General features: G+C 70.7%; 18 protein-coding genes and 2 pseudogenes. 12 read left to right on the top strand and 8 right to left on the bottom strand.

Features of this window, described 5'->3' with window-relative positions:
* Nucleotides 1-608: 608 nt before the first annotated feature.
* Genes AC5LUJ_RS10225 through AC5LUJ_RS10205 form a run of 5 tightly spaced genes read left to right on the top strand, consistent with a single transcriptional unit; the run spans nucleotide 609 to nucleotide 6,196 of the window.
* The gene (locus tag AC5LUJ_RS10225; RefSeq protein WP_493464827.1) at nucleotides 609-2,288 is read left to right on the top strand and encodes a PEP-utilizing enzyme; all 1,680 of its coding nucleotides are present in this window, start codon (nucleotides 609-611) and stop codon (nucleotides 2,286-2,288) included.
* Nucleotides 2,285-3,370 (top strand): DUF7064 domain-containing protein, encoded by a 1,086-nt coding sequence (locus AC5LUJ_RS10220; RefSeq protein ID WP_250287244.1) that lies wholly within the window; start codon nucleotides 2,285-2,287, stop codon nucleotides 3,368-3,370. Before AC5LUJ_RS10225 ends, AC5LUJ_RS10220 begins: the two co-directional genes overlap by 4 nt.
* Nucleotides 3,367-4,104, top strand: coding sequence for an HAD family hydrolase (locus AC5LUJ_RS10215; RefSeq protein WP_250287242.1), 738 nt, complete (start codon nucleotides 3,367-3,369; stop codon nucleotides 4,102-4,104). The genes AC5LUJ_RS10220 and AC5LUJ_RS10215 overlap by 4 nt, the downstream gene beginning before the upstream one ends.
* Nucleotides 4,104-4,706, top strand: coding sequence for a hypothetical protein (locus tag AC5LUJ_RS10210; RefSeq protein ID WP_250287240.1), 603 nt, complete (start codon nucleotides 4,104-4,106; stop codon nucleotides 4,704-4,706). Before AC5LUJ_RS10215 ends, AC5LUJ_RS10210 begins: the two co-directional genes overlap by 1 nt.
* Nucleotides 4,703-6,196 carry a pyruvate, phosphate dikinase gene (locus AC5LUJ_RS10205; RefSeq protein ID WP_493464826.1) on the top strand — a complete coding sequence of 498 codons (1,494 nt, stop codon included), beginning with the start codon at nucleotides 4,703-4,705 and terminating at the stop codon, nucleotides 6,194-6,196. Before AC5LUJ_RS10210 ends, AC5LUJ_RS10205 begins: the two co-directional genes overlap by 4 nt.
* Nucleotides 6,197-6,607: 411 nt before the next feature.
* Here the strand turns inward: AC5LUJ_RS10205 and AC5LUJ_RS10200 are convergent, their stop codons facing one another.
* Entirely contained in the window at nucleotides 6,608-7,639 is a 1,032-nt protein-coding gene (locus tag AC5LUJ_RS10200; RefSeq protein WP_250285506.1) for a cation diffusion facilitator family transporter, read from the bottom strand.
* A 690-nt stretch (nucleotides 7,640-8,329) separates the two neighbouring features.
* A complete protein-coding gene (locus AC5LUJ_RS10195) occupies nucleotides 8,330-8,833 on the bottom strand; it encodes an NUDIX domain-containing protein (RefSeq protein ID WP_250285505.1) in 504 nt (167 codons plus the stop codon).
* Between the two features lie 149 nt (nucleotides 8,834-8,982).
* On the opposite strand from AC5LUJ_RS10195, the gene AC5LUJ_RS10190 reads away from it, so the two are divergent.
* Nucleotides 8,983-10,560: a toll/interleukin-1 receptor domain-containing protein gene (locus AC5LUJ_RS10190; protein ID WP_250285504.1), complete on the top strand. Its 1,578-nt coding sequence runs from the start codon at nucleotides 8,983-8,985 to the stop codon at nucleotides 10,558-10,560.
* 13 nt (nucleotides 10,561-10,573) lie between these two features.
* Here AC5LUJ_RS10190 and AC5LUJ_RS10185 read toward each other — a convergent pair whose 3' ends face one another.
* From AC5LUJ_RS10185 to AC5LUJ_RS10170, 4 genes are all read right to left on the bottom strand, one after another.
* Nucleotides 10,574-12,340, bottom strand: coding sequence for a DUF4407 domain-containing protein (locus AC5LUJ_RS10185; RefSeq protein ID WP_250285503.1), 1,767 nt, complete (start codon nucleotides 12,338-12,340; stop codon nucleotides 10,574-10,576).
* 229 nt (nucleotides 12,341-12,569) lie between these two features.
* A complete protein-coding gene (locus AC5LUJ_RS10180) occupies nucleotides 12,570-14,126 on the bottom strand; it encodes a dihydrolipoyl dehydrogenase family protein (protein ID WP_493464825.1) in 1,557 nt (518 codons plus the stop codon).
* Nucleotides 14,127-14,317: 191 nt separating this feature from the next.
* Complete coding sequence (locus AC5LUJ_RS10175; RefSeq protein WP_250289472.1) at nucleotides 14,318-15,046, bottom strand: TetR/AcrR family transcriptional regulator; 729 nt, start codon at nucleotides 15,044-15,046, stop codon at nucleotides 14,318-14,320.
* Nucleotides 15,043-15,507 carry a nitroreductase family deazaflavin-dependent oxidoreductase gene (locus tag AC5LUJ_RS10170; protein WP_250285500.1) on the bottom strand — a complete coding sequence of 155 codons (465 nt, stop codon included), beginning with the start codon at nucleotides 15,505-15,507 and terminating at the stop codon, nucleotides 15,043-15,045. Before AC5LUJ_RS10170 ends, AC5LUJ_RS10175 begins: the two co-directional genes overlap by 4 nt.
* A gap of 576 nt (nucleotides 15,508-16,083) precedes the next feature.
* Between AC5LUJ_RS10170 and AC5LUJ_RS10165 the strand changes: the two genes are divergently transcribed.
* The 6 genes and pseudogenes from AC5LUJ_RS10165 (at nucleotide 16,084) to AC5LUJ_RS10140 (ending at nucleotide 20,438) form a co-directional block, all read left to right on the top strand.
* Nucleotides 16,084-16,812: a DedA family protein gene (locus AC5LUJ_RS10165; RefSeq protein WP_250285499.1), complete on the top strand. Its 729-nt coding sequence runs from the start codon at nucleotides 16,084-16,086 to the stop codon at nucleotides 16,810-16,812.
* A 662-nt stretch (nucleotides 16,813-17,474) separates the two neighbouring features.
* Nucleotides 17,475-18,017: a YbhB/YbcL family Raf kinase inhibitor-like protein gene (locus AC5LUJ_RS10160; protein ID WP_250285498.1), complete on the top strand. Its 543-nt coding sequence runs from the start codon at nucleotides 17,475-17,477 to the stop codon at nucleotides 18,015-18,017.
* 133 nt (nucleotides 18,018-18,150) lie between these two features.
* The gene (locus AC5LUJ_RS10155; RefSeq protein WP_250285497.1) at nucleotides 18,151-18,282 is read left to right on the top strand and encodes a DLW-39 family protein; all 132 of its coding nucleotides are present in this window, start codon (nucleotides 18,151-18,153) and stop codon (nucleotides 18,280-18,282) included.
* A 116-nt stretch (nucleotides 18,283-18,398) separates the two neighbouring features.
* A pseudogene (locus AC5LUJ_RS10150) lies at nucleotides 18,399-18,929 on the top strand (phosphopantetheine-binding protein); the annotation flags it as partial.
* A gap of 602 nt (nucleotides 18,930-19,531) precedes the next feature.
* On the top strand, nucleotides 19,532-19,942 hold the full coding sequence (locus AC5LUJ_RS10145) for a hypothetical protein (RefSeq protein WP_250285496.1): 411 nt from the start codon (nucleotides 19,532-19,534) through the stop codon (nucleotides 19,940-19,942).
* A gap of 274 nt (nucleotides 19,943-20,216) precedes the next feature.
* Nucleotides 20,217-20,438: an MbtH family protein gene (locus AC5LUJ_RS10140; protein WP_250289475.1), complete on the top strand. Its 222-nt coding sequence runs from the start codon at nucleotides 20,217-20,219 to the stop codon at nucleotides 20,436-20,438.
* Nucleotides 20,439-20,621: 183 nt separating this feature from the next.
* Here the strand turns inward: AC5LUJ_RS10140 and AC5LUJ_RS10135 are convergent, their stop codons facing one another.
* Together AC5LUJ_RS10135 and AC5LUJ_RS10130 are read right to left on the bottom strand one after the other, a co-directional pair.
* Entirely contained in the window at nucleotides 20,622-21,455 is an 834-nt protein-coding gene (locus AC5LUJ_RS10135) for a DUF8175 domain-containg protein (protein ID WP_250283856.1), read from the bottom strand.
* A 135-nt stretch (nucleotides 21,456-21,590) separates the two neighbouring features.
* A pseudogene (locus AC5LUJ_RS10130) lies at nucleotides 21,591-21,965 on the bottom strand (ABC transporter ATP-binding protein); the annotation flags it as partial.

The raw sequence follows: 21,965 nt of genomic DNA, 5'->3' as shown, positions 1-21,965 counted from the left end.
GCCGCCCGTTGGGCGGCTTCGCTGGGGGGCGAGCCCCGCGGATCGTTAGGTTCCGGCCTACATGATCATCGTGTCGTAGTCGGAGTGGCGCTGAGACTGGCTACGGACGGTCCTGGCAGACCTCGAGCCGGTGACCGATCTCCAGCACGGTCACGAGGAGCACGCCTCATCTGCCCGAGCCAGGCGCTGAAGCCACTGCGGGGACACGCGTCGTGTCGCGGTTGCGCGCGCCGTGCAGCGGTTGAAGGTGCGGTCTCCGGCCGTCCGCTCCCGGGTACCGGCCTTCCGGGAGGAAGCTGGTCCAGTCCTACTGCCTGATCATGATATTGCGGGTTTTCTCATCCATTTGTGTTATTTGGTGCCTATCGGCTGTTTCGTGCGCACCTGGCGGGCCCGCTCTTGACAACAAACACTTGTTTGTTAACGCTGGCTGCACTCGGCGAATAGGCACCCCGCCGCCCTGTCGTCCGTAGCCGGGCCGGATCGGGAGGCCTGAGCAGGAGAGGATCCGCATGAGCATCAGCGTGGACCCGAGCGGTCCTTTACACACGCAGTCACGACCTGAACGCTTCTGGAGCACGACGAACGTGGGGGAGGCACTCCCGGGCGTGGCGACACCCCTGGGGTGGTCGCTATGGGGGCCCGCGGTCGACGTCGGGGTTCGTGACTGCTTCGCACGCATGGGGGCGCTCGCGTCCGGTGACGTCCGTGTGCAGGACGATCCCAACGACGCCGTCGCCGCCGTCTTCTACGGCCGCGCCGCCCTGAACGTCAACTTCTTCTGCGAGATGGGCGGGCTGCTGCCCGGCTCAGGGCCGGACGCGATCGCGCGCCAGCTGCTCGGCGAGGTCCCGGCGGGCATCCCGTTGGCCCGCTCCAGGCGCCGCCTGCCGTTCGTCGCAGCCAGGATGCCCTACGCGCTGGCCACCGTCCGCCGGGACGTGATCGCGCGGACCGGGCCGACGAAGGCCTGGTGGCAGGCCTGGGTACCGCGGTTCGACACCCTCGACGAGGCCGGCGCCCGGCACGCGCTGGCCGAGGGCCGGGACCGCTTCACGGAGATGATCCGGGTGCAGGCCGGCGGCGTGTTCATCGGGGTGCAGGCGGTCTACGACCAGCTGCTCACCCTCATCGAGAAGGCCGGTCTGGACCACGCGCAGGCCAACGCGCTCGTCGCCGGCCAGGGCTCGCACGCCGAGACCGACATCATCTTCGACCTGTGGCGGATGGGACGCGGGGAGCTGACGCTCGACGCCTTCCTCACCAGGCACGGCTACCATGGCCCGCGCGAGGGCGAGGTCTCCGGGCGGGTCTGGCGTGAGGATCCCGCGCCGGTGCTCCGTCTCGCCGCGCAGTACGGCGAACGCGACGACACCCAGGACCCGGCGCTGGCCGCCGCGGAGCGGGCCCGGGCGCGCGAGCGGGCCGAGCGTGAGCTGCTGGCCGGGCTGCCTGCCGCGCGGCGGCCGGGAGCGAAGCTCGTGCTGAAGCTGGCCGTGTCACGGATCCCGCTGCGCGGCGTCGCCAAGGCCGCCTACCTGCAGGCTCTCGACGTCGCCCGCGGAGCCGCCCGGCGCCTGGGCGCGCTGCTGGCCGCGGACGGGCGTCTCGACGATCCCGAGGACGTGTTCCTGTTCGAGGTCTCCGAGCTCGTCGACGGGCTGCCCGCCGGGGCGAAGGAGATCGCCGCCCGGCGGCGTGCGCAGCGCGCGGACTTCCTGCGTCACGACATCCCCACGCACTGGCAGGGCCGGCCCGTGCCCTTCGCACTGGTATCCGCGGACGACAGGCCCGACACGTCCGACACATCCGGCGCGTCCGGCATGCCTGGCGCGAGGGGCACGGGGGAGGCGGGGGCCGCGGCCCCGGCGGGCACGGAGAGCAGCGTCACGGGCATCGGTGCCAGCGGCGGGACCGCCGAGGGCTTCGTGCGCGTGGTCCACGACCCCACGTTCGGCGACATCGAGCCCGACGAGGTGCTCGTGTGCGCGACCACCGACCCGAGCTGGGCGTCGGTGCTGTTCCTCTCCTCGGCCCTGGTGGTCGACATCGGCGGCCTGCTCAGCCACGCCGCCGTGGTCGCGCGTGAGGTCGGGGTGCCGTGCGTCATCGGCACGGGCAACGGCACCAGGGTGCTGCGCACCGGCGACCGCGTCCGGGTCGACGGCAACAAGGGAACGGTGGAGATCCTCAAGCGGGCCGCGGAAGGCGTGACCGGCCGTGCGGCCCGTGACGGCGCGAACCGTGACAGCACGAACCGTGACAGTGAACTGGAGAGCACCGCATGAGCACTCCCACGGCCACCAGCACAGCCACCAGCACAGCCACCGGGGCGGCCGCCTTGCCGTCCCGCGGCGTCCCGGCGGAATGGCTGCCCCGCCCCGAGGACGAGCTGTTACACAAGCCCTTCGGTGACGAGTCCTTACCGTGGAAGGAGACCTTCTTTATCACCGTCCGTGATGACGCGCTCAACGCGAACATCAACATGCACATGACGGTCAGCGCCAACCGCTCGCCTGACACCCGGTGCGCCGTCGGCGTCGCGCAGGGCAACAGATCGGTCATCCAGGTGCTGCGGACCGACGGGACGCACAACGACCGGCGGATCGGTAACGAGCTCGCGCGGCTGGAGGTGGTCAACCTCTCCTGGGACTCCGACCACGAGCTGCGGTGGGCCGGCAGCCTCGACGAGGCCGAGTTCGACCTGACGCTGCGGGGGAAGCACCTCGCGCCCCTGTGGGACACCATGTTCAGGGGCTACTACGCCACCGGGGAGAGCGGGCAGGTCTACCGCCACACCGAGCAGGTCATCACGGCCAGCGGGACGATGCGCTGGCGCGGCGGGCCGGAGCTCGCGTTCTCCGGCTTCGGCTGGCGCGACCGCGGCTGGGGCCGGCGCAAGACCCAGCTGATGTGGAACACCGGCTGGGACCTCGTATCGGCGATCCTGCCGGACGACAGCGTCTTCTCGGTCATCGCGCTGCGCAGCCACGAGCTGCCGGAACCGGCTCCCATGCCGGTCGCCGGCTGGTGGTCGGACGCGGGCACGCTCGTCCCCTGCGTGGGCGGTGTCTATCACAAGGAGGCGACCGCCTGCCCGAAGCACTACGAGCTCGAGTTCTCCAACGGGCACCGCATCGCCGGTGACCTGGTCCGTCCGACGGGGCGGGTCGCGGTTGCCATGCAGGAGTCCGAGGTCGGGCCGGACGCCCCCAACTGGGCCGCCACGATGCAGGACTACTACGCGATCTTCGTTGATCCCGAGGGGCGGGAGTTCCCGCTGTTCACCCAGAACGGCTACATCCACAAGGTGGACGTGTTCCGTGGCGCGCAGTTCGTCCACGCGGGCTCGCCGCCCCGCAAGGCATGATCGGGGCGGTCGTCTTCGACGTGGGCGGGGTCCTGTGCCCGAGTCCCGTCGGAGAGTTCGAGAAGGTCGACGCCGAGTACGGCCTGCCCACCGGCACGGTGATGTCCTTCGTCCGCGGCGGCGAGCTGTTCGCCCGCTGCGAGACGGGGCGCATGCCGATCGCCGAGTTCTACCGCCGGTGCTCCGCGGCGATCGCCGAGAAACACCGTGTCGACGTCCCGGCACAGCGTCTGGACGCGATGCTGTGGGCGTGCATGGGCGACAACGTCCGGCCCGAGATGGCCGCGCTGGTCGTCGAGGTCAGGGCGGCCGGCTACCGGACCGCGCTGCTGACGAACATCTTCGCCGAGCGGCGTGACTGGCTGCACGCGCTGCTGCCCGCGGGCGCGATCGACGTCTACGGCGACTCGTCGGAGCTGGGGCTGCGCAAGCCCGATCCCGCGATCTACCGCAGGCTCCTGGAGATGCTCGGCCACGGGCCGCGGGAGGTGGTCTTCGTCGACGACTTCCCCGAGAACCTCGTGCCCGCGCGTGACCTGGGGATGGTCGACGTCCGGTACGAAAGCCCGCGGCAGGTGCGCCGGGCGCTGGTCGAAGCCGGTGTGCGGATCGCCCCCGAGCCGGTGGACAGCCGAACGGGCGGGCCGGGAGCGGGCGGGCCGGGAACGAGCCCGCGAGGCCTGGCCGCGGCCTCATCCGAGCGGGCCGGAGTCGCATCCGAGGAGGTGGCCTGATGGATCTCGCGGTGTTGCAGGCGGTGCGGCTGAAAGGCGGGCTGGCGGACGCGTCCACGGTGATCTGGCTGACCGGCGGCGACGAGACCGCCGTGCGCCGCGCGCTCGCGGCGCTTGTCACGGCCGGGCACGTCCAGGAGTGCCGTGGCCGCTACCGGATCATGCCCGGCGGGCGCGACGCGCTGCGGGCGGCGCTGGCCGTCGAGCGCGCGGGCCTGGACATGGCCGCGCTCGACCTGGTCTGGGAGGAGTTCAGCGCGCACGACCACGCGCTGAAGGCCATCCTGCGGGACTGGCAGCTGCGCGGTGAGGAGCCCAACGACCACTCCGACACGGCGTACGACGCCGCGGTGATCGCCCGGGTCGAGGCGCTGCACGGTGACGTGGGCCGTCTCGCGCTGCGGGCGGCCGGCGTCATCCCCCGGCTGGGCCGCTACCCCGGCCGGCTGGAGGTGGCGCTCGTCCGGCTGCGCGGCGGCGACCGGCGCTTCCTGACGCATCCGATGGTCGACAGCTATCACACCGTCTTCCACGAGCTGCACGAGGAGCTCTACGGCGCGACCGGACGCGACCGGGTGAGCGAGGAGGCCACGACCGGATGATCACGATCACCACCGCGGTGCGCCCGCTCGTCCCCGGCCTCGACGGCGGCCGCGCGCTGCTGGGCGGCAAGGCGTGGGGCATCCAGCGCATGCTCGCGCTCGGTGCGCCGGTGCCGCCGGCCTTCGTCGTGACCACCGAGGCGTGCGCGCGCCACCGCGCCGGCGGCGGCCGGCTGCCCGCCGACGTGCGCGCGGCGCTGCCGGCGGCGATCGCGTATCTCGAAGAGGCCACCGGCCGCACCTTCGGCCGCGGGCCCGCGCCGCTGCTGGTGTCGGTGCGCTCGGGCGCGGCCGTGTCGATGCCCGGAATGATGGACACCGTCCTGAACCTGGGGATGACGCCGCGGGTGCGGGTGGCGCTGGCCGCGTCGACGGGCGACGCCCGGTTCGCGGCCGACACCTCCCGGCGTTTCAGCCGCCAGTTCGAGGCGGTCGTCGGCGTCGCGCCGCCCGCCGCGCCGGCCGCGCAGCTCGAGGCCGCGGTGAGCGCCGTGTTCGCCTCGTGGGACTCGCGCCGCGCCCTGGCCTACCGGCGCGAGCGCGGGCTCGACGGCGACGCGGGCACCGCGGTGACCGTGCAGGCCATGGTGTTCGGCAACCTCGACGACGCGTCCGGGACGGGCGTGCTGTTCACCCGCGACCCGCTCACCGGGGATCCAGAGCCGTTCGGGGAGTGGCTGCCGCGGGGGCAGGGGGATGACGTGGTCGCGGGCACCCACGACCCGCTGCGCCTCACCGAGCTGGCGCGCGCCCAGCCCGTCGTGCACGCCGAGCTCGTCGCGCTCGCGGCGACGCTCGAGCGGGAGTGCCGTGACGTGCAGGACATCGAGTTCACCGTCGAGTCCGGGCGCCTGTGGCTGCTGCAGACCCGTGCCGCGAAACGCTCACCGGCCGCCGCCGTGCGGCTGGCCGTCGCGCTCGCGCGGGAGGGGCTCATCGGCGAGCGCGAGGCCCTGGACCGGGTCTCCCCCGAGCAGGTCGCCGCCGTGCTGCGCCCGCACGTCGAGCCGCACGCGCGCGCGGCCGCGCGGGTGCTGGCCTCGGGACGGCCCGCCTGCCCCGGGGCCGTCAGCGGTGTCGTCGTCTGCGACACCGAGGCGGCCCAGGAGCGCGCCGACGCCGGTGAGGCCGTCGTGCTGGCCCGCCCGACCACCGATCCCGAGGACGTGCCGGCGATGTCGGCCGTCGCGGCGGTTCTCACCGAGCTCGGCGGCGCGACATCGCACGCCGCGGTGGTCAGCCGCGAGCTCGGCGTGCCCTGCGTGGTCGGCTGCGGCGCCGGGACGCTGATGGGCCTGGCGGGCACCGAGGTGACCGTGGACGCCGCCGCGGGGGAGGTGCTCGAGGGCGTGCTGCCTGTCGTTGCCCCGGCCGGGGCCGGCGACGAGCCCGACCTCACACGGCTGCTGGCCTGGGCCCGCGCCGAGCCGGGCGCCGATCCGGCCGCCTCCCTGCCGGATCTGCTCACGGCACGCGGCCGCGGCCGGTGAATCCCGTCCACAGCCACCCACGCATGTCATGATCGCCGCGAGTTTGTTGCCGTGTACGTTTTTCGGCCGCGTCAGCCTACACAGCGACGAACTCGCGCCGATCTTCTTCTTCGGTGGCCGGCGTCCATCGATGCGACGCTGACCATTGCCGTCGGCCCGCTGGCCCCGCGGGTGTACCGGGTGGCCCGGTGGGCTGTGGACAACTCTCGCCGTACCGCCTGTCGCCGGCTGTCCCGGAAGCGGCTCACAGGCTGGTGACGACTCACGGGCCGGTGACTTGTGGGCTGGCGTCCATGAGTGTCCTTCGAGCGGGCGTCTCACCGGCTGGTGTCACCGGTGCGGGGTGCGCGAGAACGCCATGGCGGACGAAACGGTGCACACCGGTGGTCAGCGTCACGCGTGTCGTGCGGGTCATACGTCGCCGAGCCGTGCGCTGTCGAATCCCGTGTCCGCTGGTTCGTGTGCTGCCGGGTGGTCGGTGTGGACGGTCGCGGTGGTCAGCCGCGGCACGGCAGCGTCATACCGGGTGAACGGTGCACACCGGTGGTCAGCGTCACGCGTGTCATGCGTCGCTGGTTCGTGTGCTGCCGGGTGGTCGGTATGGACGGTCGCGGTGGTCAGCCGCGGCACGGTGTGGATGAGGGCGTGCTCGGCGGCCATGGCGATCGCGTGCGCGTCGACGACGGTGAGCTCCCCGGGGACGACGATGTCGGCCTCGGCATGCAGCCGGTGGCCGATCCAGCGCAGCCGGAGCCGGCCGACGGCGCTGACGCCCGGAACGGCCCGCAGCGCGGCCTCGGCCGCGTCGGTCAGATCCGGGTCGACGGCGTCCATCAGGCGTCGGTAGACCTCGCCGGTGGCGTCACGGAGCACGGCGAGGATCGTGGCGGTGATGACCAGGCCGATGACCGGGTCGGCGGTGTCCCAGCCCACGGCCACGCCGGCGGCGCCCAGCAGCACGGCCAGCGAGGCGAACCCGTCGGTGCGGGCGTGCAGCCCGTCCGCGACCAGCGCCGCCGACCCGATCCGCCGGCCAGTGCGGATCCGGTGTCGAGCCACCAGCTCGTTGCCGGCGAACCCGGCCAGCCCGGCCGCGGCTACCGCCGGCAGATGGGTGACCACACGGGGATGCAGCAGCCGGTCGACGGCTTCGTAGGCGGTGAAGCCCGCGGACGCGGCGATCGTCGCGAGAACGGCGAGGCCGGCCAGGTCCTCGGCACGGCCGTAACCGTAGGTGTAGCGGCGGGTAGGCGGTCGTCGGCCGAGGACGAACGCGACACCGATGGGCAGCGTGGTCAGCGCGTCCGCCGCGTTGTGGACGGTGTCCCCGAGCAGCGCCACCGATCCGGACAGCATGACGATGACCATCTGAAGAGCAGCGGTCGCCCCGAGCACGGCCAGCGATATCCACAGCGCGCGGATCCCCTCGGCAGATGTTTCCACCTCCGAATCCACCCGGTTCGCCGAATCGTGGGAGTGCGGCACCAGCCGGTGAGCCAACCGCTGCCGCCAACGCACGTCACGTGTGCGCACCGTCGCGCCCTCGTCACCATCGTCACGTGGACGGTGACCACCGACGTCATGTGAATGGTGAGCGTCGTGAGAACAAGGGCCGCCAGGGCGAGCATCGTCAGGGTGGTCACCGTCGGGGTGATGATGACCACCGGCGTCCGGGACACACCGCTCATGCGCCATAGCTCGTACGCTGCCACGAAAGGATCATTGCGGCGACGGTGCACCACACCGCCGTACGCGGCTACAGATCCTCCGTAGATGGCCGTCCCCGCAGGTGCGACAACGTCGCCGACCGGCGGGGACGGCAGCGCCGGCGAGCGGAGCCACGACGTGGAAAAGGCGGGGCAACGGGGGTGAGAACAGCATCGCTGCCCCGTTCACGGGGCCACGGTTTATCCCATCCCCAACGGAATGGTGTTCCGCAGGGCAGCAGCCTCGCTCCTCCGGGCTGCCGCCAGCCTCGCGGCCTCTGTCCAGGAACGTCGAATCAGGACGATGTGGGTGGCCGTCGAGGTCAAAATGAGGCGAGACGGCCACCGTGGGGGTGTGGGCTGGCTGGCGCCTGTCGGGCCGGTCACCCGGGTGCGCAGGTGCGGTCGCGCAGCCGGGCGCGGCCGGTCAGCCGGGTGCGGCCGCTGGGGGCCGGCCGTGCTGGAGGTAGGCGGTCTGGCCGGTGCGCAGGGCGTCGACGCAGGCGTGGACACGCCAGGCGATGTACGGCGCAAGGAGCTGGTCACGCTCCGAGGGGGTGCACAGCCGCCAGGCGGTCAGCTCGTCGGCCTGGAGACGCAGGTGCTGTTCGGCGTCGTCGGCGGTGAGCAGCCCGCCGTCGAAGACGAAGTTGGCCAGCGCCGGCCGTCCGTCGGCCTGGGGCGGTACCCAGTCGATCGCCAACAGCCGTCCAGGCCGCAGGTCCAGCCCCAGCTCTTCCTTGATTTCTCGCCGCGCGGTCTCCCAGGGATATTCTCCCTCCTCCATGTGGCCGCCGGGCAGCAGCCAGGAGTCGGTGCGGTAGGACGGCTGGACGAGTAGGACCCGGTCATCGGGATCATGGAAAAGAGCGCTGGCCCCGGCGATCGAGCGCGGGAGCGTCGCGTAGAACTCCGCTGGTGACAGTGACATCTGCTTCAGATTAGCGGAAGGCGTAGGTGGAAACCGCTTCCATGACAGCGCTTTCCACCTACAGATGCGGAAGCCGTAGGTGGAAAGCGCTGTCATGACGACGGGAACCACCTACACTTCCCATCCGTTGTCGGTGGGATGCTGGGCACATGACCGACGGGGGTGCCGCTGAGGGCGGCTGGGACTTCTTCGTCTCGTATGCCGATGCGGATCATGAATGGGCGGAGTGGATCGCCTGGACGTTGGAGGAGACCGGGTACCGGATTCTGATCAAGGCATGGGAGTCCGTCCCGGGGACTGTCTGGTCCGCTCTGGAACAGGAGGGCCTGCGCAGAGCGAGCCGGCTGCTGGCGGTGGTGACACCGGCCTATCTCGAGTCGGCCGACGGTGGCGCGCAGTGGCAGGTGATGCGGGAATCGGACCTGAAAGGGGATGCTCGGCGACTGCTCCCGATCATGATCGAAACCTGTGGTCCGGGCAGCCTCGGGATTTTGGGGACACGTGGGCGGATCGACCTGACGGATCTGTCGGGACCGGCTGATGAACGGGAGGCACGGACCCGGCTGCTCGACGGGCTACGGGACGCACTGGCCGGGCGAAGAAGACCGGACAGCCCGCCCACATTACCGATCCGGAAACAGGCTACGGCAGGCCGTATGAGACCGACCGGCCCGATACCGCTCCCGGAGCGGGTATCCCGCATGGACGAGAAGGAAGCTCCGGGGCTCGGGCTGGTGCTGTCGAACAGCGCGGATATCGCCCTGGCCGGGGCTGGGGGCATGACCGGAAATGATATCTCTTCGACGTTTCCGGGCGTGCTGTCCGCGAAACCGGCCACCTGTCCCGACCAGGCGTGGACGGAGCCATACGCGGCTCCTGGCAGCGGTCCGGGCGTCGACGAGCTCCGCCGGCTGGGAACCGAGAGTCGTGGCGATCCCGGTGAGCCGGCCAACTGGCCCGCATACGAGTCCCTGGTCTCTCGCATGGCATCCCACGTCCTGGCCGTTGCCGGCCGGTTTGCCGCGGCGACCGGCGAACCGGCCGAATTCCGTGCTCTTCTTCTCGATGTCTGCCGCTACCACTACGCACGGGGGCGGTACGGCGAGAGCCATGACCTCGCTGACCGGGCCCGCAGCCGCTGGCTACCGGTACTCGGCCCCGACCACCTCGACACCCTGGCTGCGGGCCATCACCTGGCCCGTGCTCTCTTCGTCCTGAAGAAGGATTATCATCAAAAGGCCTACGAGCTGGACAAGGATATCTCGAGCCGTCGGCAACGGATTCTTTCGACCGATCATCCCGACATCCTGGCGTCGGCCAACAGTCTTGTCATGGATCTGCGTGCTCTGGGCCGTCTCGACGAGGCGTACACGTTGGCTCTGGACACCTGGGAACGCCGGCGGCGGGTTCTCGGTGATGACCGCCCGGACACTCTTTCCAGCGCGGCGAACCTTGCCGGATGCCATTATCTGCTCGACAATCATCGGGAGTCGTTACGGCTGAACGAATATGTCTGGGAGCGTCGGCGCCTGCTTCTCGGCGACCGTCATCCTGACACGCTCGTATCTGCCATCAACACGGCGATGGATCTGTACGCCCTCGACGATCGTATACCGGCCCGGATGGCTGCCGAGAAGACGCTTGCGCGCTGCCAGGAAGTTCTCGGCCATGACCATCCGTGGACGCGGACGGCTGCCGGCCTGCTTCAGAAGTGGCGTGAACAGTGATCCGGGCCGCCCGTCACGGCCATTCGTCGTCTTCCCCTTCATCGTCCCGCGGGGCGGGAATTTCTGGAATATCAGGGAGAAAGTCGGAGGGCGGGCGTGCCGTCCGCCGCGTGTCCGAGCGCCCGTCGGCAGCCGAGCGGGCCGCCCGCATCCATTCCGACAGGTCCCGGCCCGGATCCCGGGCCGGATCCCGCTCTCGTATCCGGGCGACTATTGTCGCTGCCTCACGTGGGGGATAGGCGTTGTCGGCGTCCAGCAGTTCCTCGGCGCTGAGGATCGTGCCCCGAAGCTCGTCCCCGACCCGGGCCGTGACCAGCGGGCCGATCACGAGCGAGATCGACCCCAGGTCACGGGTGGCGGTGAAGAAGGTCCGGAAGGCCGTGGCATCGATGTCCTCCATGGGCATGGCTGTCGTCCCCGCCGTGAGGTTGGCCGCGATCGCGTCGAGAACGCTCCGGGCCCGGCCCCTGACCTCCTCGAAGGTGTTTCCCGCGGGCGGTGCGAAGTAGAACGTCTTCTCCCAGGAGCCGAACATTATCGGCCCGTCGTAAGTAATCCGCGTGCCCTGTCCTCCCACCGCGGCGGCCATGGGGCGGGAGAGTGACTCGAGCAGGTCGCCCAGCCCCGGCGAGATGTTTTCGGAGGTGTATACCGTTCCTTTCAGCTCCCCTCCGGCCATGTTTGCCCCGATTGTTCCGTAGTGATGGCGCAGATCCCGTTTCGCCTGTTCGGCCCGTAGCCGGACCTCCATGAGGGCGACCTCCTCGTCGGCCTTGGACGAGGCGAGCATGACACGCAGCCGAGAACGGCTCGCGGCGGCGACGGAGATTTCGTAGGCGCTGTTGTGGCCGGCCATTTTGATGAACAGCACCGCGAGATCGAGAGCTACGAGCAGCAGAGAGATCAATATGCAGACCAGAAATGCATGCAGATTGTGGCGAAGCACGGTCAGCAATGCATCCTGGTGGTCGAGAACACCTGCGGGTGGCGGTGGCCGACTGCTGTTCTCGGCTGCCTGCCGGGTAGCTTCACCGTTGATCTGCCCAATTTTCTCCGGTTTGTCCGACAGTACGCTGGCAAGGGTGTTCGCGGCCTCATTCTGCCGGATGACCGCGTTTGTGTAGTTGCTGTTGAGAAGAGTGAACACGGGGCCGTTCCCGGTCCGGCCGGTGGCTCCCCGGCCCTCGCGCTCGTTCGTGACCGCGGCGAGTGCCTCCTCGACGGCCTTATTGGCGGCCTCGAGCTGCTTCTGGTCACTCGCGATCTCATCGTCGAGTGCGGTGAGACGATCCACTCTGTTTTTCTCGACCGCGGCGTTGAGTACACCCGTCCGGTCGGCGTGCCGCCGGCCGAGTTCTGCCGTGATCTCGGCGTCGAACATCTTCAGGACCAATGGGTCGGTCACGACGATCGCAATGAGCAGGGTTATCACGATTCTGACCGCATAGCTGCGCCTCTTCGACCAGTCGCGCGGTTGCGCGTTCTTCTTGTAGAGACCGGGAAGCTGCGCGTCATCCTTGTAGAGATCGGAGAAGTTGATGCTTACCTGGGACAACAGGAACCTGTCGTAGACCACCACGGCCGCCGCGAACAGCAGGCCGACGATCACCCCCGGGAAGAGCCCACCTCCGGTTGCGATCATCAGGAAGAACGTGCAGCCGGCCGTCGCATAGACGTAGTAGAGCGCCATGAACAGGGCGGCGCAGGTGTACCGGGCCCGGTCGACGAACACGGTGGCGTGCGCCGGGTCGATCCCGACGAGGGCGAGTATGGCTTTCATCGGCCGACCGGCCGAGAGGCCGAGCGTTCCCGACGGCTCGCGCGCGTTCCGCGACCGCCGGACCGGACCTTCATCCAGAGCTCCCCCGTCGTGCTCCATGACCGGGGACGAAGTCTCCCGGAAAGAAGACTTTATACCGTGTTCACGGACTCGTCGGATTCGCCCGGGATGTTCATCGGGATGCCGCGGTCCGCCGGATCGATTCGATGGGCGACGGGCGGATGCCGGGCTACAGGCCGTATATCTCGAGGAGGCGGAGCCAGATTTCGCTGACGGTGGGGAATGAGGGGACCGCGTGCCACAGGCGGTTCAGGGGTACCTCGCCGACGATGGCGACGGTCGCGGCGTGCAGCAGCTCCTGGACGTCCGGGCCGATGAACGTCGCTCCGACGACCACCGATCGTTCGGAATCGATGACCAGTTTGCTGGTCCTGGTGGTCACACGGGTCACGGCGGCCCTGCTGGCCCCACCGGACGCGGCGGACGCGGCGGCTCCGGCGGCTCCGGCGGTCCTGCCGGCCCTGCCGCTCTCGCCGGTCCCGTTGGTCCCGTTGGTTCCGTTGGTTCCGGTGGGTGCGATGTTGGCGCGGCCGCGTACCTGGGAGCCGGCCACGTCGTCTGTGCTGTAGGTGACGGTCCGTATCGGCAGGCCGGCGTCCCGGGCCTGCCGTTCGGTCAGGCCCACCGCGCAGACCTGGGGATCGGTGAAGATCACCCGCGGTACCACGTCCGTGGCGGCCGGGACGTCGCGGCCGAGGATGACGTCGGCGGCGAGCCTGCCCTGGTACTTGCCCATGTGCGTCAGCAACGTCCGGCCGTTGCAGTCGCCGACGGCGTAGAGCCAGCCCCCGTCCACCCCGGTGGCCCGCATCCACCCGTCGACGTCGACGAACCGGCCGGCGGGCAGCCCGACCGCGTCCAGGCCCAGATCCGCGGTTGCCGGTCGGCGACCGACGGCGACGAGAATCTCCTCGGCGCCGATCCGGGCGCCGTCGGCCAGCGTCGCCACCACCGTCGAGCCGCCGTCCCGCCTGCGTGCGGACGCCAGCGGCACACCGGTGATCACTTCTATGCCCGCGGCCTGGAAAGCCGCGCGCAGTTCCTCCCCGGCGAACGCTTCCTCCCGCGCGAGCAGCCGCTCACCGGCCTCGACGATGGTCACCCGTGAACACCCGAGGCGATGGAACGCCTGCGCCATCTCCACCCCGGTCGCGCCGCCACCGACCACCAGCAGCCGGCGCGGCACGTGGGTCGCGGCGGTGGCGCTCCGGTTGTTCCACGGGCGCGCGTCGCGCAGGCCGTCGACCGGCGGGATGACCGCGACCGTCCCGGTCGCGAGGACCACGGCCCGTCTCGCGGTCAGCCGCCTGGCCCCGTCGTTGCCGGTGACCTCGACCGTCCGGGCCCCGGCCAGCCGGCCGGCCCCGCGGAACAGTGTGATCTTCTTGCTGTCCAGCCAGGGCACCTGGCCGCTGTCATTCCAGTCAGCGGTCATGTAGTCACGCCACGCAAAGGCCGCGGCGGCGTCGACGGTGCCGGTGACCGCCTGGGACGCGCCGGGAACACGCCTGGCCGCGGCGAGCACATCGCCCGGGCGCAGCAGCGTCTTGCTCGGGATACAACCCCAGTACGAGCATTCCCCGCCGACCAGCTCGCGCTCCACGATCGAGACGGTGAGCCCGTTGTCCGCGCATCGGCCCGCGGCGTTCTCCCCCGCCGGGCCGGCGCCGATCACGATCACGTCGGTCTCGTGCACGTCGGTCCAGTGCGCGTCAGTCCCGTGCATGTCGGCCCCCTGTGCGCCCGCGGGCTGCTGCCCGGTAGACCAGGGGTACCCGCTGGACGGCCGGAGGTAGCGCGATCACATTTTTTCACGCTCGGACGCGCCTCCGGAACCCGGTCCTGGAAGTTCTGGCGGCCCAGCTCCTCAGGGTGCTCCGAGGGGATGCGGGCGGGGCGGGCCTCCGCCGGTCCCCGTCAGCGGGTCTCGAGTATCAGCGGGGTCTCGAGTATCAGCGGGGTCTCGAGTTCGGGCATGGGTCCGGGCGCAGGCCCGGGGGAGTGCGCGGCGGCGCGGGTGGCGGGTCGTGACCCGCGCGCGGACGCCGATGCGGACGTGAAGGCGTCCGCGCCCGCCTCCCAGGTCCGTTGCAGGTCGCTGTTGCCGGGGAAGCGCTGGTCCAGCTCGAGGATGACCATGCCGTGGGCGAAGGCGAACATGGCCTGCGCGACCTGCGGGTCGCCGGTCGCCAGGAAGAACGGTTCACCGGACCATTCCTCCAGGCCGGGTGTTGTCGAGCCACGGGGCAGGCGGGAGCTGGTGGCCAGACGGTACAGATTCGGGTGGGCGAGCGCGTACTCACGGTAGGCGGCCAGGGTGCCCGCGATGCCGCCCGCCGGCCCGGGGTGGCACACCGCCTGGTGCAGGGCCTGGCCGATCTCGGCCAGTGCCTCGTCGACCAGGGCCAGTTCGACGGCGTGCTTGCCCGGTAGGTGCTTGTAGAGGGAGGGCGCCTGGATGCCGAGCTCGGCGCCCAGCCGGCGCATGGTCAGGGCGCCGGCTCCTTCCGCCTCGAGCAGCCGCCTGCCCGCGCTGATGATCTCCGTGGCGCGGGGGCTGAGCGCACGCGGCCGCGGCGGGGCACTTGAGGAGAGGCCAGCACTTGAGGAGGGACCAGCGCCTGGGGAGAGAACGGACTGCGTCATGCGAGCGGGTCGAGGATGAACACCGGATGCCTCGGCGCGATGCGGGCGACATCCTCATCGGTCGAATCCGCGCTGACACCGTCGAAGAACACCCCCACCTCGGCCTTCCAGCGGCGGAGATAGGCACGCAGGACCGGCGCTTTGTCCGCGTCCGCGAGCTCATGGGCGGTCCGGTGCTCCCGGCGGCGCCCGAGCAGGAGGTCGAGGCTGCCGTCGGCGGCGCGCAGGTTGCGTACCCACTGGGTCTCGCCCCGCGGCGCGACCAGGTACTGCCTGCCCTCATGGTCGAGCAGGTTGACCGGGACCCGGCGGGGCTGCCCGCTGCTGCGTCCCCGCACCTCCAGGACGCGGCTGCCCCAGATGCTGATACCGGCTCGGGTGAAGCCCGCGATCAGGTTGTTGACGACATGCCGGGTGAACCGGCCGGGCTCGCGATAATAGATCTTGGACGTGTCGGCCATGGTAGACCCCCTTCGGGCGTAGTGATGTCACCTAAGGCCAACATCGTCGACCACAGGTGTAGCTAACAGTGTTAGCCGATTCTAGCGCGGGTTCGGCCCGTCATGCGGCTGCGCCCGTCCGGCCGGGCCGACCGGCGACGCCGCCGTGTCGGGGCGGGCTGTGACGGCTGTGACGGCTGTGACGGCTGTGACGGCTGTGACGGATGTGACGGATGTGACGGATGTGATAGGCACCGGCCCCGGCCCGGCGCGGATGCTGATCCCGACCGGGCCGGGCGTGGAGGTGCCGGGTGCGGCTGATGCGAATGTCCGCATCGCGTGAGGAGACGTCACAGCGGGGCCGCGGGTACCTCCTGTGGTCCCACTGGATACGCTGTCCGGGCAGCCAAGCTCTGATCCGGTGGGCTGGCGGGCGGTCAGCAGCGCGGACGGTCGTGGCCGCGTCGCTCTTCGCCGGTCGGGCTGGCCTGGTCGGTGCTGGTCCGTTGTCATCTTCGAGGAGTGCCCGGTCGAGGCGGGAACCGAATCGGCCGCCAGCCGCCTGGTATCCCGAGCCGCTTCCGGAGGCCCATCGCCGTGTTGACCGCGTCCACGCTTGCTTCGACGACTCTCGCGCTCGGCCCGAGCTTCCTGGATGCGGAGCATCTGGCCAAGGCGGGCCTGATCGTCATCCTGCTGATCGTCTTTGCGGAGTCCGGGCTGCTGATCGGTTTCTTCCTGCCCGGTGACTCGCTGTTGTTCACGGTGGGGCTGCTCGTCTCCAACGGCAGGCTGTCGACCCCGCTGTGGCTGGCCTGCGTGCTGATCTCCATTGCCGCGGTTGCCGGCGACCAGGCGGGCTTCCTGTTCGGGCGCAAGGCCGGCCCCACACTCTTCCGGCGCCCGGATTCCAGGCTGTTCCGGCAGGAGAACGTGGAGAAGGCCCACGACTTCTTCGAGCGGTACGGCCCCCGTTCGGTGATCCTCGCCCGCTTCGTGCCCATCGTGCGGACGTTCACCCCGATCGTCGCCGGGGTCAGCGGTATGAACTACCGGCTGTTCGTCACGTTCAACATCATCGGCGGGCTGCTGTGGGGCACCGGTGTGACGGTGATCGGATACTTCCTCGGGAAGGTCGAGTTCGTCGCGCACAACGTCGAGAAGATTTTTATCGGGATCGTGCTGCTGTCGGTGATCCCGATCGGGTTCGAGCTGCTGCGAGCCCGGCGCCGGGGCGGACGTCCCGGCTCGGGCGCCGCGCCGGGTGCCGCGCCGGGCGCGGCTCGGCACTCCGCCCGGTCCCGCCGGACCGCCGGGACCGACTGAGCGCTGGTCCCGCCCAGCTCACCGGAGCCAGCTGATCGGTAGCCCCGCCGGACCAACCGACCGGCGGGGCCAGCCGGAAACCCACGGGGGAACGCGGGGAACGAATGATCGGCGATGGAATCGGCCTCGACAGGGGAAGTCGCCGTGATCCGAGTGGCGGCCCGCGCGGTTGGGTCGGGCCCGCGCCGGAAACAACCGGTCTGAAAACCAAAGGGTCCCGATGGGTGGCCACCAACACGGGGGGAGTCGGTAGTCGCCCCATCGGGACGTGTTCTACCTTAGCCGTCCAGGGTCCGCCGCGTCCCACCCTGGTGCCAAAAACCTGGCTGGAGCTTCCCAACGTCCCGTTGGGAAGCCGGTGCGTACTGCTCCGGTGCCCAAAGTCGCAGCGTGGCCCGTCGCCTGTCATGGCCGGGACGGGACAGCATATGCCCTGGTCTCTTTTTGGGATGCCGCGCGGGGAGACCGCCGCTCATCCCCCGCGTGTCCGGCCTTGGCCGGTGGGTGGTAGACGGGTGACGGTATTTCCCGAGGCGGCCGGGGCGGATCCCGGGCGATCTCCAGTACCGGCCCGTCCGGGAAGCATGACAGTCACAGGAAGTATAGGAACCACAGGAATTACAGAAATTCAGTCGGTGAGCTACAGGAAGTGAGGTTGGCTGATGTCCCTGCTCGACCGCGGTACTCCCCCGGATCCGTTCGACGTCCTGCCCGTTGTACCGTCGTTCACCCTTACCAGCGACGACATCGCGGACGGGGACGCGCTCACCAAGGAGTTCGCGCACACCTCGGCCGACGGCGCGAACGCCTCGCCGCACCTGCGCTGGTCCGGGTTTCCGGCGCAGACGTGTGGCTTCGTCGTCACCTCCTTCGACCCGGACGCCCCCACCGGCAGCGGCTTCTGGCACTGGGTCCTCGTCGACATCCCGGCCACCGTGACCGAACTGCCCCACGGGGCGGCAAGCGGCGATCTCAGCGGCCTGCCGGCCGGTTCCTTCCACGTCCGCAACGACTACGGGACGTTCGACTTCGGGGGTGCCGCACCTCCTCCGGGTGACCGTCCGCACCGCTACGTGTTCGCGGTGCACGCCGTCGACGTCCCCTCGCTCGGTGTCGACAGCTCCGCCGCGCCCGCGGTCGTGGGATTCAACCTGGCGTTCCACACCCTTGCCCGGGGCGTGCTGCGGGCTACCTACCAGCGCTGACCCCGACGCCGCCGGCGCCGGCCCCGACGGCCCGCCGGTCGCGGGCGGGCCACGGGCTTCCAACAGCGGGGCGGTGGGCTTCCAGCGGCCCGGCCGGTGGGCAGGATGGCCGGACGCGGGTAGGTTGACGGACATGCTGCGCAAGTTCGCCGTTCTCGCGGTTGTCGCCGGTGCCGGTGCGGTGGTGACCGCTGTCCGTCGCCGGCGGGGCAGGGACGAGGCCGACCTCTGGCATGAGGCGACCACCGCCATCAACGCGGGCTGACCAGAAGCTCCTGGCCCGAAGCTCCTGGCCCGAAGCTTCTGCCCTGTTCCCTGGAGCCGCACCGGTCCTGGCCCGGTGCGGCCCTGCCACCGCGATCTCAGGGCGTCCGGCAACTGATGGCCTACGTGGTCACCGATCCCCCGGCGGTTCCCCCGGCGACCGACCCGGAAACGAACGAAGCGAACCAGCCCGAAGTGGGGACGGCCGGAGTGGAGGCAACTGGTCTGGGGACGGCCGGTCTGGGGACGGCCGGAACGGACAGTGAGCCACGGCCCGCGGCGTTGTCGGCGCCGGACGCGGCAACGTTGCGTGACCATGCTGTCCGTATGCTGCCCGACTACATGGTGCCGGCGGCGTTCGTGCCGCTCCCCCAGCTGCCGACGCTGCCCAACGGGAAGCTGGACCGCAACGCGCTGCCGGCCCCCGACTTCACCGCCACCGTTTCCGGCCGGGCTCCCGGCAACCCCACGGAGCAGGCGCTGCGGGACGCGTTCGCCGCGCTGCTCGCCGTCCCCGAACTCGGCGTCGACGACGACTTCTTCACCCTCGGCGGGGACAGCATCGTCGCGATGGAGCTGGTCAGCCAGGCCCGCGCAGCCGGTTTCCGGATCACCCCGCGCCAGGTCTTCCGCCACTGCACGGTGGCCGCACTGGCCACGGTGGCCACCGCCCTCGCCCCGGTGTCGGAGCGGGCCGGCGGCGACGACGGGACGGGAACCGTCCCGCTGACCCCGATCATGCACGCGCTGCGTGAGCTGGGCGGCCCGGTCAGCGGCTACCACCAGTCGGCGCTGGTGCAGACGCCGGCCGAGCTGGACCGGACGACCCTGCTGGCCATCCTGCGGGCGCTGGTGGACCGGCACGACATGCTGCGGGCCCGCCTCGTCCGTACCTCCGGCCCGAGCGGTGACCACTGGATGTTCACCGTTCCACCGCCCGGAACGCTGGACGTCGCGACACTGGTCGAACGAGTCGACATCCGCGTCAGCGAGCCCGACGCGAGCGAGCACGGCAGCGGTGGGCCGGGCAGCGGTGGGCCGGGCAGCGGTGGGCCGGGCAGCGGTGGGTCTGGCGCCGAGGGGGCCGGCACAAGCGAACCCGGCAGCGGTGGCCCGGGCGCCGAGGCGCCTGGCACCCGCGAACCCGACGGTGTCCTCACCGGGGACGCGCTGACCAGGACGATCTCCGCGGCGGCGCTGGCCGCCCGGGACCGGCTGGACCCGGACGCCGGCGTCATGATCCAGGCGGTGTGGTTCGACGCGTCCGGGGGCACCTGGCCGGCCTGCCGTCCGGCGGGATCGGTTACGGGCTGCTGCGCCATCTCAACCCGCGGACGGGGCCGGAGCTGGCGCGGCTGGGCGCCCCGCGGATCGAGTTCAACTACATGGGCAGGTTCGGCGTCCCGGAGGCGACGGACTGGTCCTGCTCCGCCGAGCCGGACGCGGTGGACCTCGACGCCGACGGGGACATGCCGGAGGAGCACTGCCTGGTGGTGAACTCGCTGACCGAGGACCGTCCGGGCGGGCCGGAGCTGGCCGTGTTCTGGTCCTGGCCGTCCGGTGTGCTGGCCGAGGACGCCGTCCGCGAGCTGGCCGAGAGCTGGTTCCAGGCCCTGGACGCGCTGGTGACCCACGCCACCGGACGGCCGGAGCGCGCATGATCACGATTCTTGCCGCGCGCCCGGCGGCCACCGGGAAAACCAGGCACCGGCAAAACCCGCGGTGGCCAGGAGCGATATCGGAAAATCCTGAAAGAAGCCGTGGCAATATTGTGGATAATGGCGTGGCCCATGATGATTCCCGTCGACCGTGATCGAGAACTGACTGTGATCGAGAACTGAGTTTCGGCAGGGTCCCGGGAGAACCGGTCGGGAGAACCGGGCCCAGGAGAACAACGGAACAGTGGAACAGCAGAACCGGAGAAGGGGGACACCCATGACCAACCCGTTCGAGGATCCCGACGGCGTCTACACCGTCCTGGTCAACGCCGAGGGGCAGTACAGCCTGTGGCCGGACTTCATCGACGTCCCGGCCGGCTGGACGGTCGAGCACGGCCCGGGCCCACGCCAGGAGTGCCTGGACTACATCGAGACACACTGGACGGACCTGCGCCCCAAGAGCCTGATCGAGGCAATGGAAGCCGCCGCCCGCGACTGACCCACCGCCGCCCCGGCCGGCGCCGGCTTCGTCGTCGGCTTCGGTGCCGGTGCCGGTGCCGGTGCCGGCTTTGGCGCCGGCGAACTCGGTGACGGCTACCAGCGATCCCAACGGGGTGCCGAGGGCCAACGAGTTACCAGTGCCTGGAAGGGTGCCGTCGAGGTCTGGAGGAGCCATGGGCTCTTATCTCCGGGGGCTCCTATCTCCGGGGAACAGTTGGAAGCCCGCGGTGGAGGCGATCCGGGTGATGACCGTCTCCCAGTTGCCGCCGGGTGGGACCACGATCCGCCAGTCCCCCCGCTCCCAGCGCAGCTCGATGCGCATGGCGGCGTACCCGGTGGTGCCGGTGGAATCCACGGCGTCCGTGGCCACATACAGCACGACCCGGTCGGGGGCGGCCACATCGAACCGGACCCCGGCGTAGCGGAAGATCGGGTCGGAGAACCGTCCGGTGAGCCGGTCGGGAATGGCATATCGCGTCGCGGCTATCCGGGTCCGTGTCAGCAGGGCGGGCTGGTCGGCGCCGGTCGCCTGCTCGGCGATGGTGGGTTCGAAGATGTAGGCGCCGACAACGGCGTCCGTACGGAAGACAACGTGGATCGCGGCGAGGGCGGCGCCCAGCGGGGTGTGGGCGAACCCGGACGCCCGGTCGTCGGCCAGGCTGCGCGGGCCCGCGGCCGGTGAGACCGGCAGAGCGAAGCCGTGGAAGTCCAGCCAGGCCAGGTCGGAGAAGTCCAGGACGGGCAGGCCCGAATCCGGGCGCACCGGCCCGCCGGGCACCGGGACCGCGCCGGCCGTACCCGTGGCCGTGGCCGTGGCCGGCGCCGGCGCCGATGTCGGTGTCGGGGAGCCGCCCCGGCCGCCGACGAGTACCAGCCCGACGGCGATCCCGACCGCGACCAGCCCTGCGGCGGCCAGCAACCCTACACCCGTGGAGAAACGACGCTCGCCAGCCATATCCGTGCCCTTACGCCGCTCGACCATCACCTGGGTCGCGCGGATCGACAGGACGATCACCCCTTGCGCTAGCTACGACACGTATTGTCAGAATAGGGGGTCGCGCAGTAAGGCGGTGGCCATAGCCCAGCGTGAGCGGGACAGCCCGCGGGCCGCGGGCAGCCGGACGAAGGTGCTCTACTGGTTGACAGCGGTCTACTGGTTGACGGGAGCGTCCTGTGGCGCGCGGGTGTCGGACCATACCTCCCACAGCGCCGCGTAGCGCCCGCCGGCGGCGATGAGCTCGTCGTGCGTGCCGGTCTCGACGATCCGCCCGTCGTCCAGGACGACGACGAGGTCCGCGCCGGCCGACTGGGTGAGGCGGTGCGCGACGACCAGCCCGGTCCGGCCCGCCAGCGCCTGCTCGGCGGCGGCCTCCAGGATGCTGGCACCGGCGCTGCCGGCGTCCGCGGTGGCCTCGTCGAGGATCGCCACCGGCGGGTCGGTGAGGACGAGGCGGGCGAGCGCGAGCTGCTGGGCCTGCGTGACGGTCAGCCGGTGCCCGCCCTCCCCCACCACGGTGGCCAGCCC

Source organism: Protofrankia sp. CiP1_Cm_nod3 (genome assembly GCF_982290655.1).
This window is presented reverse-complemented; position numbering and strand designations above follow the sequence as displayed.

Excerpts from the sequence above, each read along its gene's own strand:
- AC5LUJ_RS10205 (WP_493464826.1), top strand. The coding sequence starts at position 4,703 with ATGATCACGATCACCACCGCGGTGCGCCCGCTCGTCCCCGGCCTCGAC.
- AC5LUJ_RS10220 (WP_250287244.1), top strand. The coding sequence starts at position 2,285 with ATGAGCACTCCCACGGCCACCAGCACAGCCACCAGCACAGCCACCGGG.
- AC5LUJ_RS10155 (WP_250285497.1), top strand. The coding sequence starts at position 18,151 with ATGCTGCGCAAGTTCGCCGTTCTCGCGGTTGTCGCCGGTGCCGGTGCG.
- AC5LUJ_RS10180 (WP_493464825.1), bottom strand. The coding sequence starts at position 14,126 with ATGCACGGGACTGACGCGCACTGGACCGACGTGCACGAGACCGACGTG.
- AC5LUJ_RS10195 (WP_250285505.1), bottom strand. The coding sequence starts at position 8,833 with ATGTCACTGTCACCAGCGGAGTTCTACGCGACGCTCCCGCGCTCGATC.
- AC5LUJ_RS10160 (WP_250285498.1), top strand. The coding sequence starts at position 17,475 with ATGTCCCTGCTCGACCGCGGTACTCCCCCGGATCCGTTCGACGTCCTG.
- AC5LUJ_RS10185 (WP_250285503.1), bottom strand. The coding sequence starts at position 12,340 with ATGAAAGCCATACTCGCCCTCGTCGGGATCGACCCGGCGCACGCCACC.
- AC5LUJ_RS10175 (WP_250289472.1), bottom strand. The coding sequence starts at position 15,046 with ATGACGCAGTCCGTTCTCTCCCCAGGCGCTGGTCCCTCCTCAAGTGCT.
- AC5LUJ_RS10140 (WP_250289475.1), top strand. The coding sequence starts at position 20,217 with ATGACCAACCCGTTCGAGGATCCCGACGGCGTCTACACCGTCCTGGTC.
- AC5LUJ_RS10215 (WP_250287242.1), top strand. The coding sequence starts at position 3,367 with ATGATCGGGGCGGTCGTCTTCGACGTGGGCGGGGTCCTGTGCCCGAGT.
- AC5LUJ_RS10190 (WP_250285504.1), top strand. The coding sequence starts at position 8,983 with ATGACCGACGGGGGTGCCGCTGAGGGCGGCTGGGACTTCTTCGTCTCG.
- AC5LUJ_RS10170 (WP_250285500.1), bottom strand. The coding sequence starts at position 15,507 with ATGGCCGACACGTCCAAGATCTATTATCGCGAGCCCGGCCGGTTCACC.
- AC5LUJ_RS10210 (WP_250287240.1), top strand. The coding sequence starts at position 4,104 with ATGGATCTCGCGGTGTTGCAGGCGGTGCGGCTGAAAGGCGGGCTGGCG.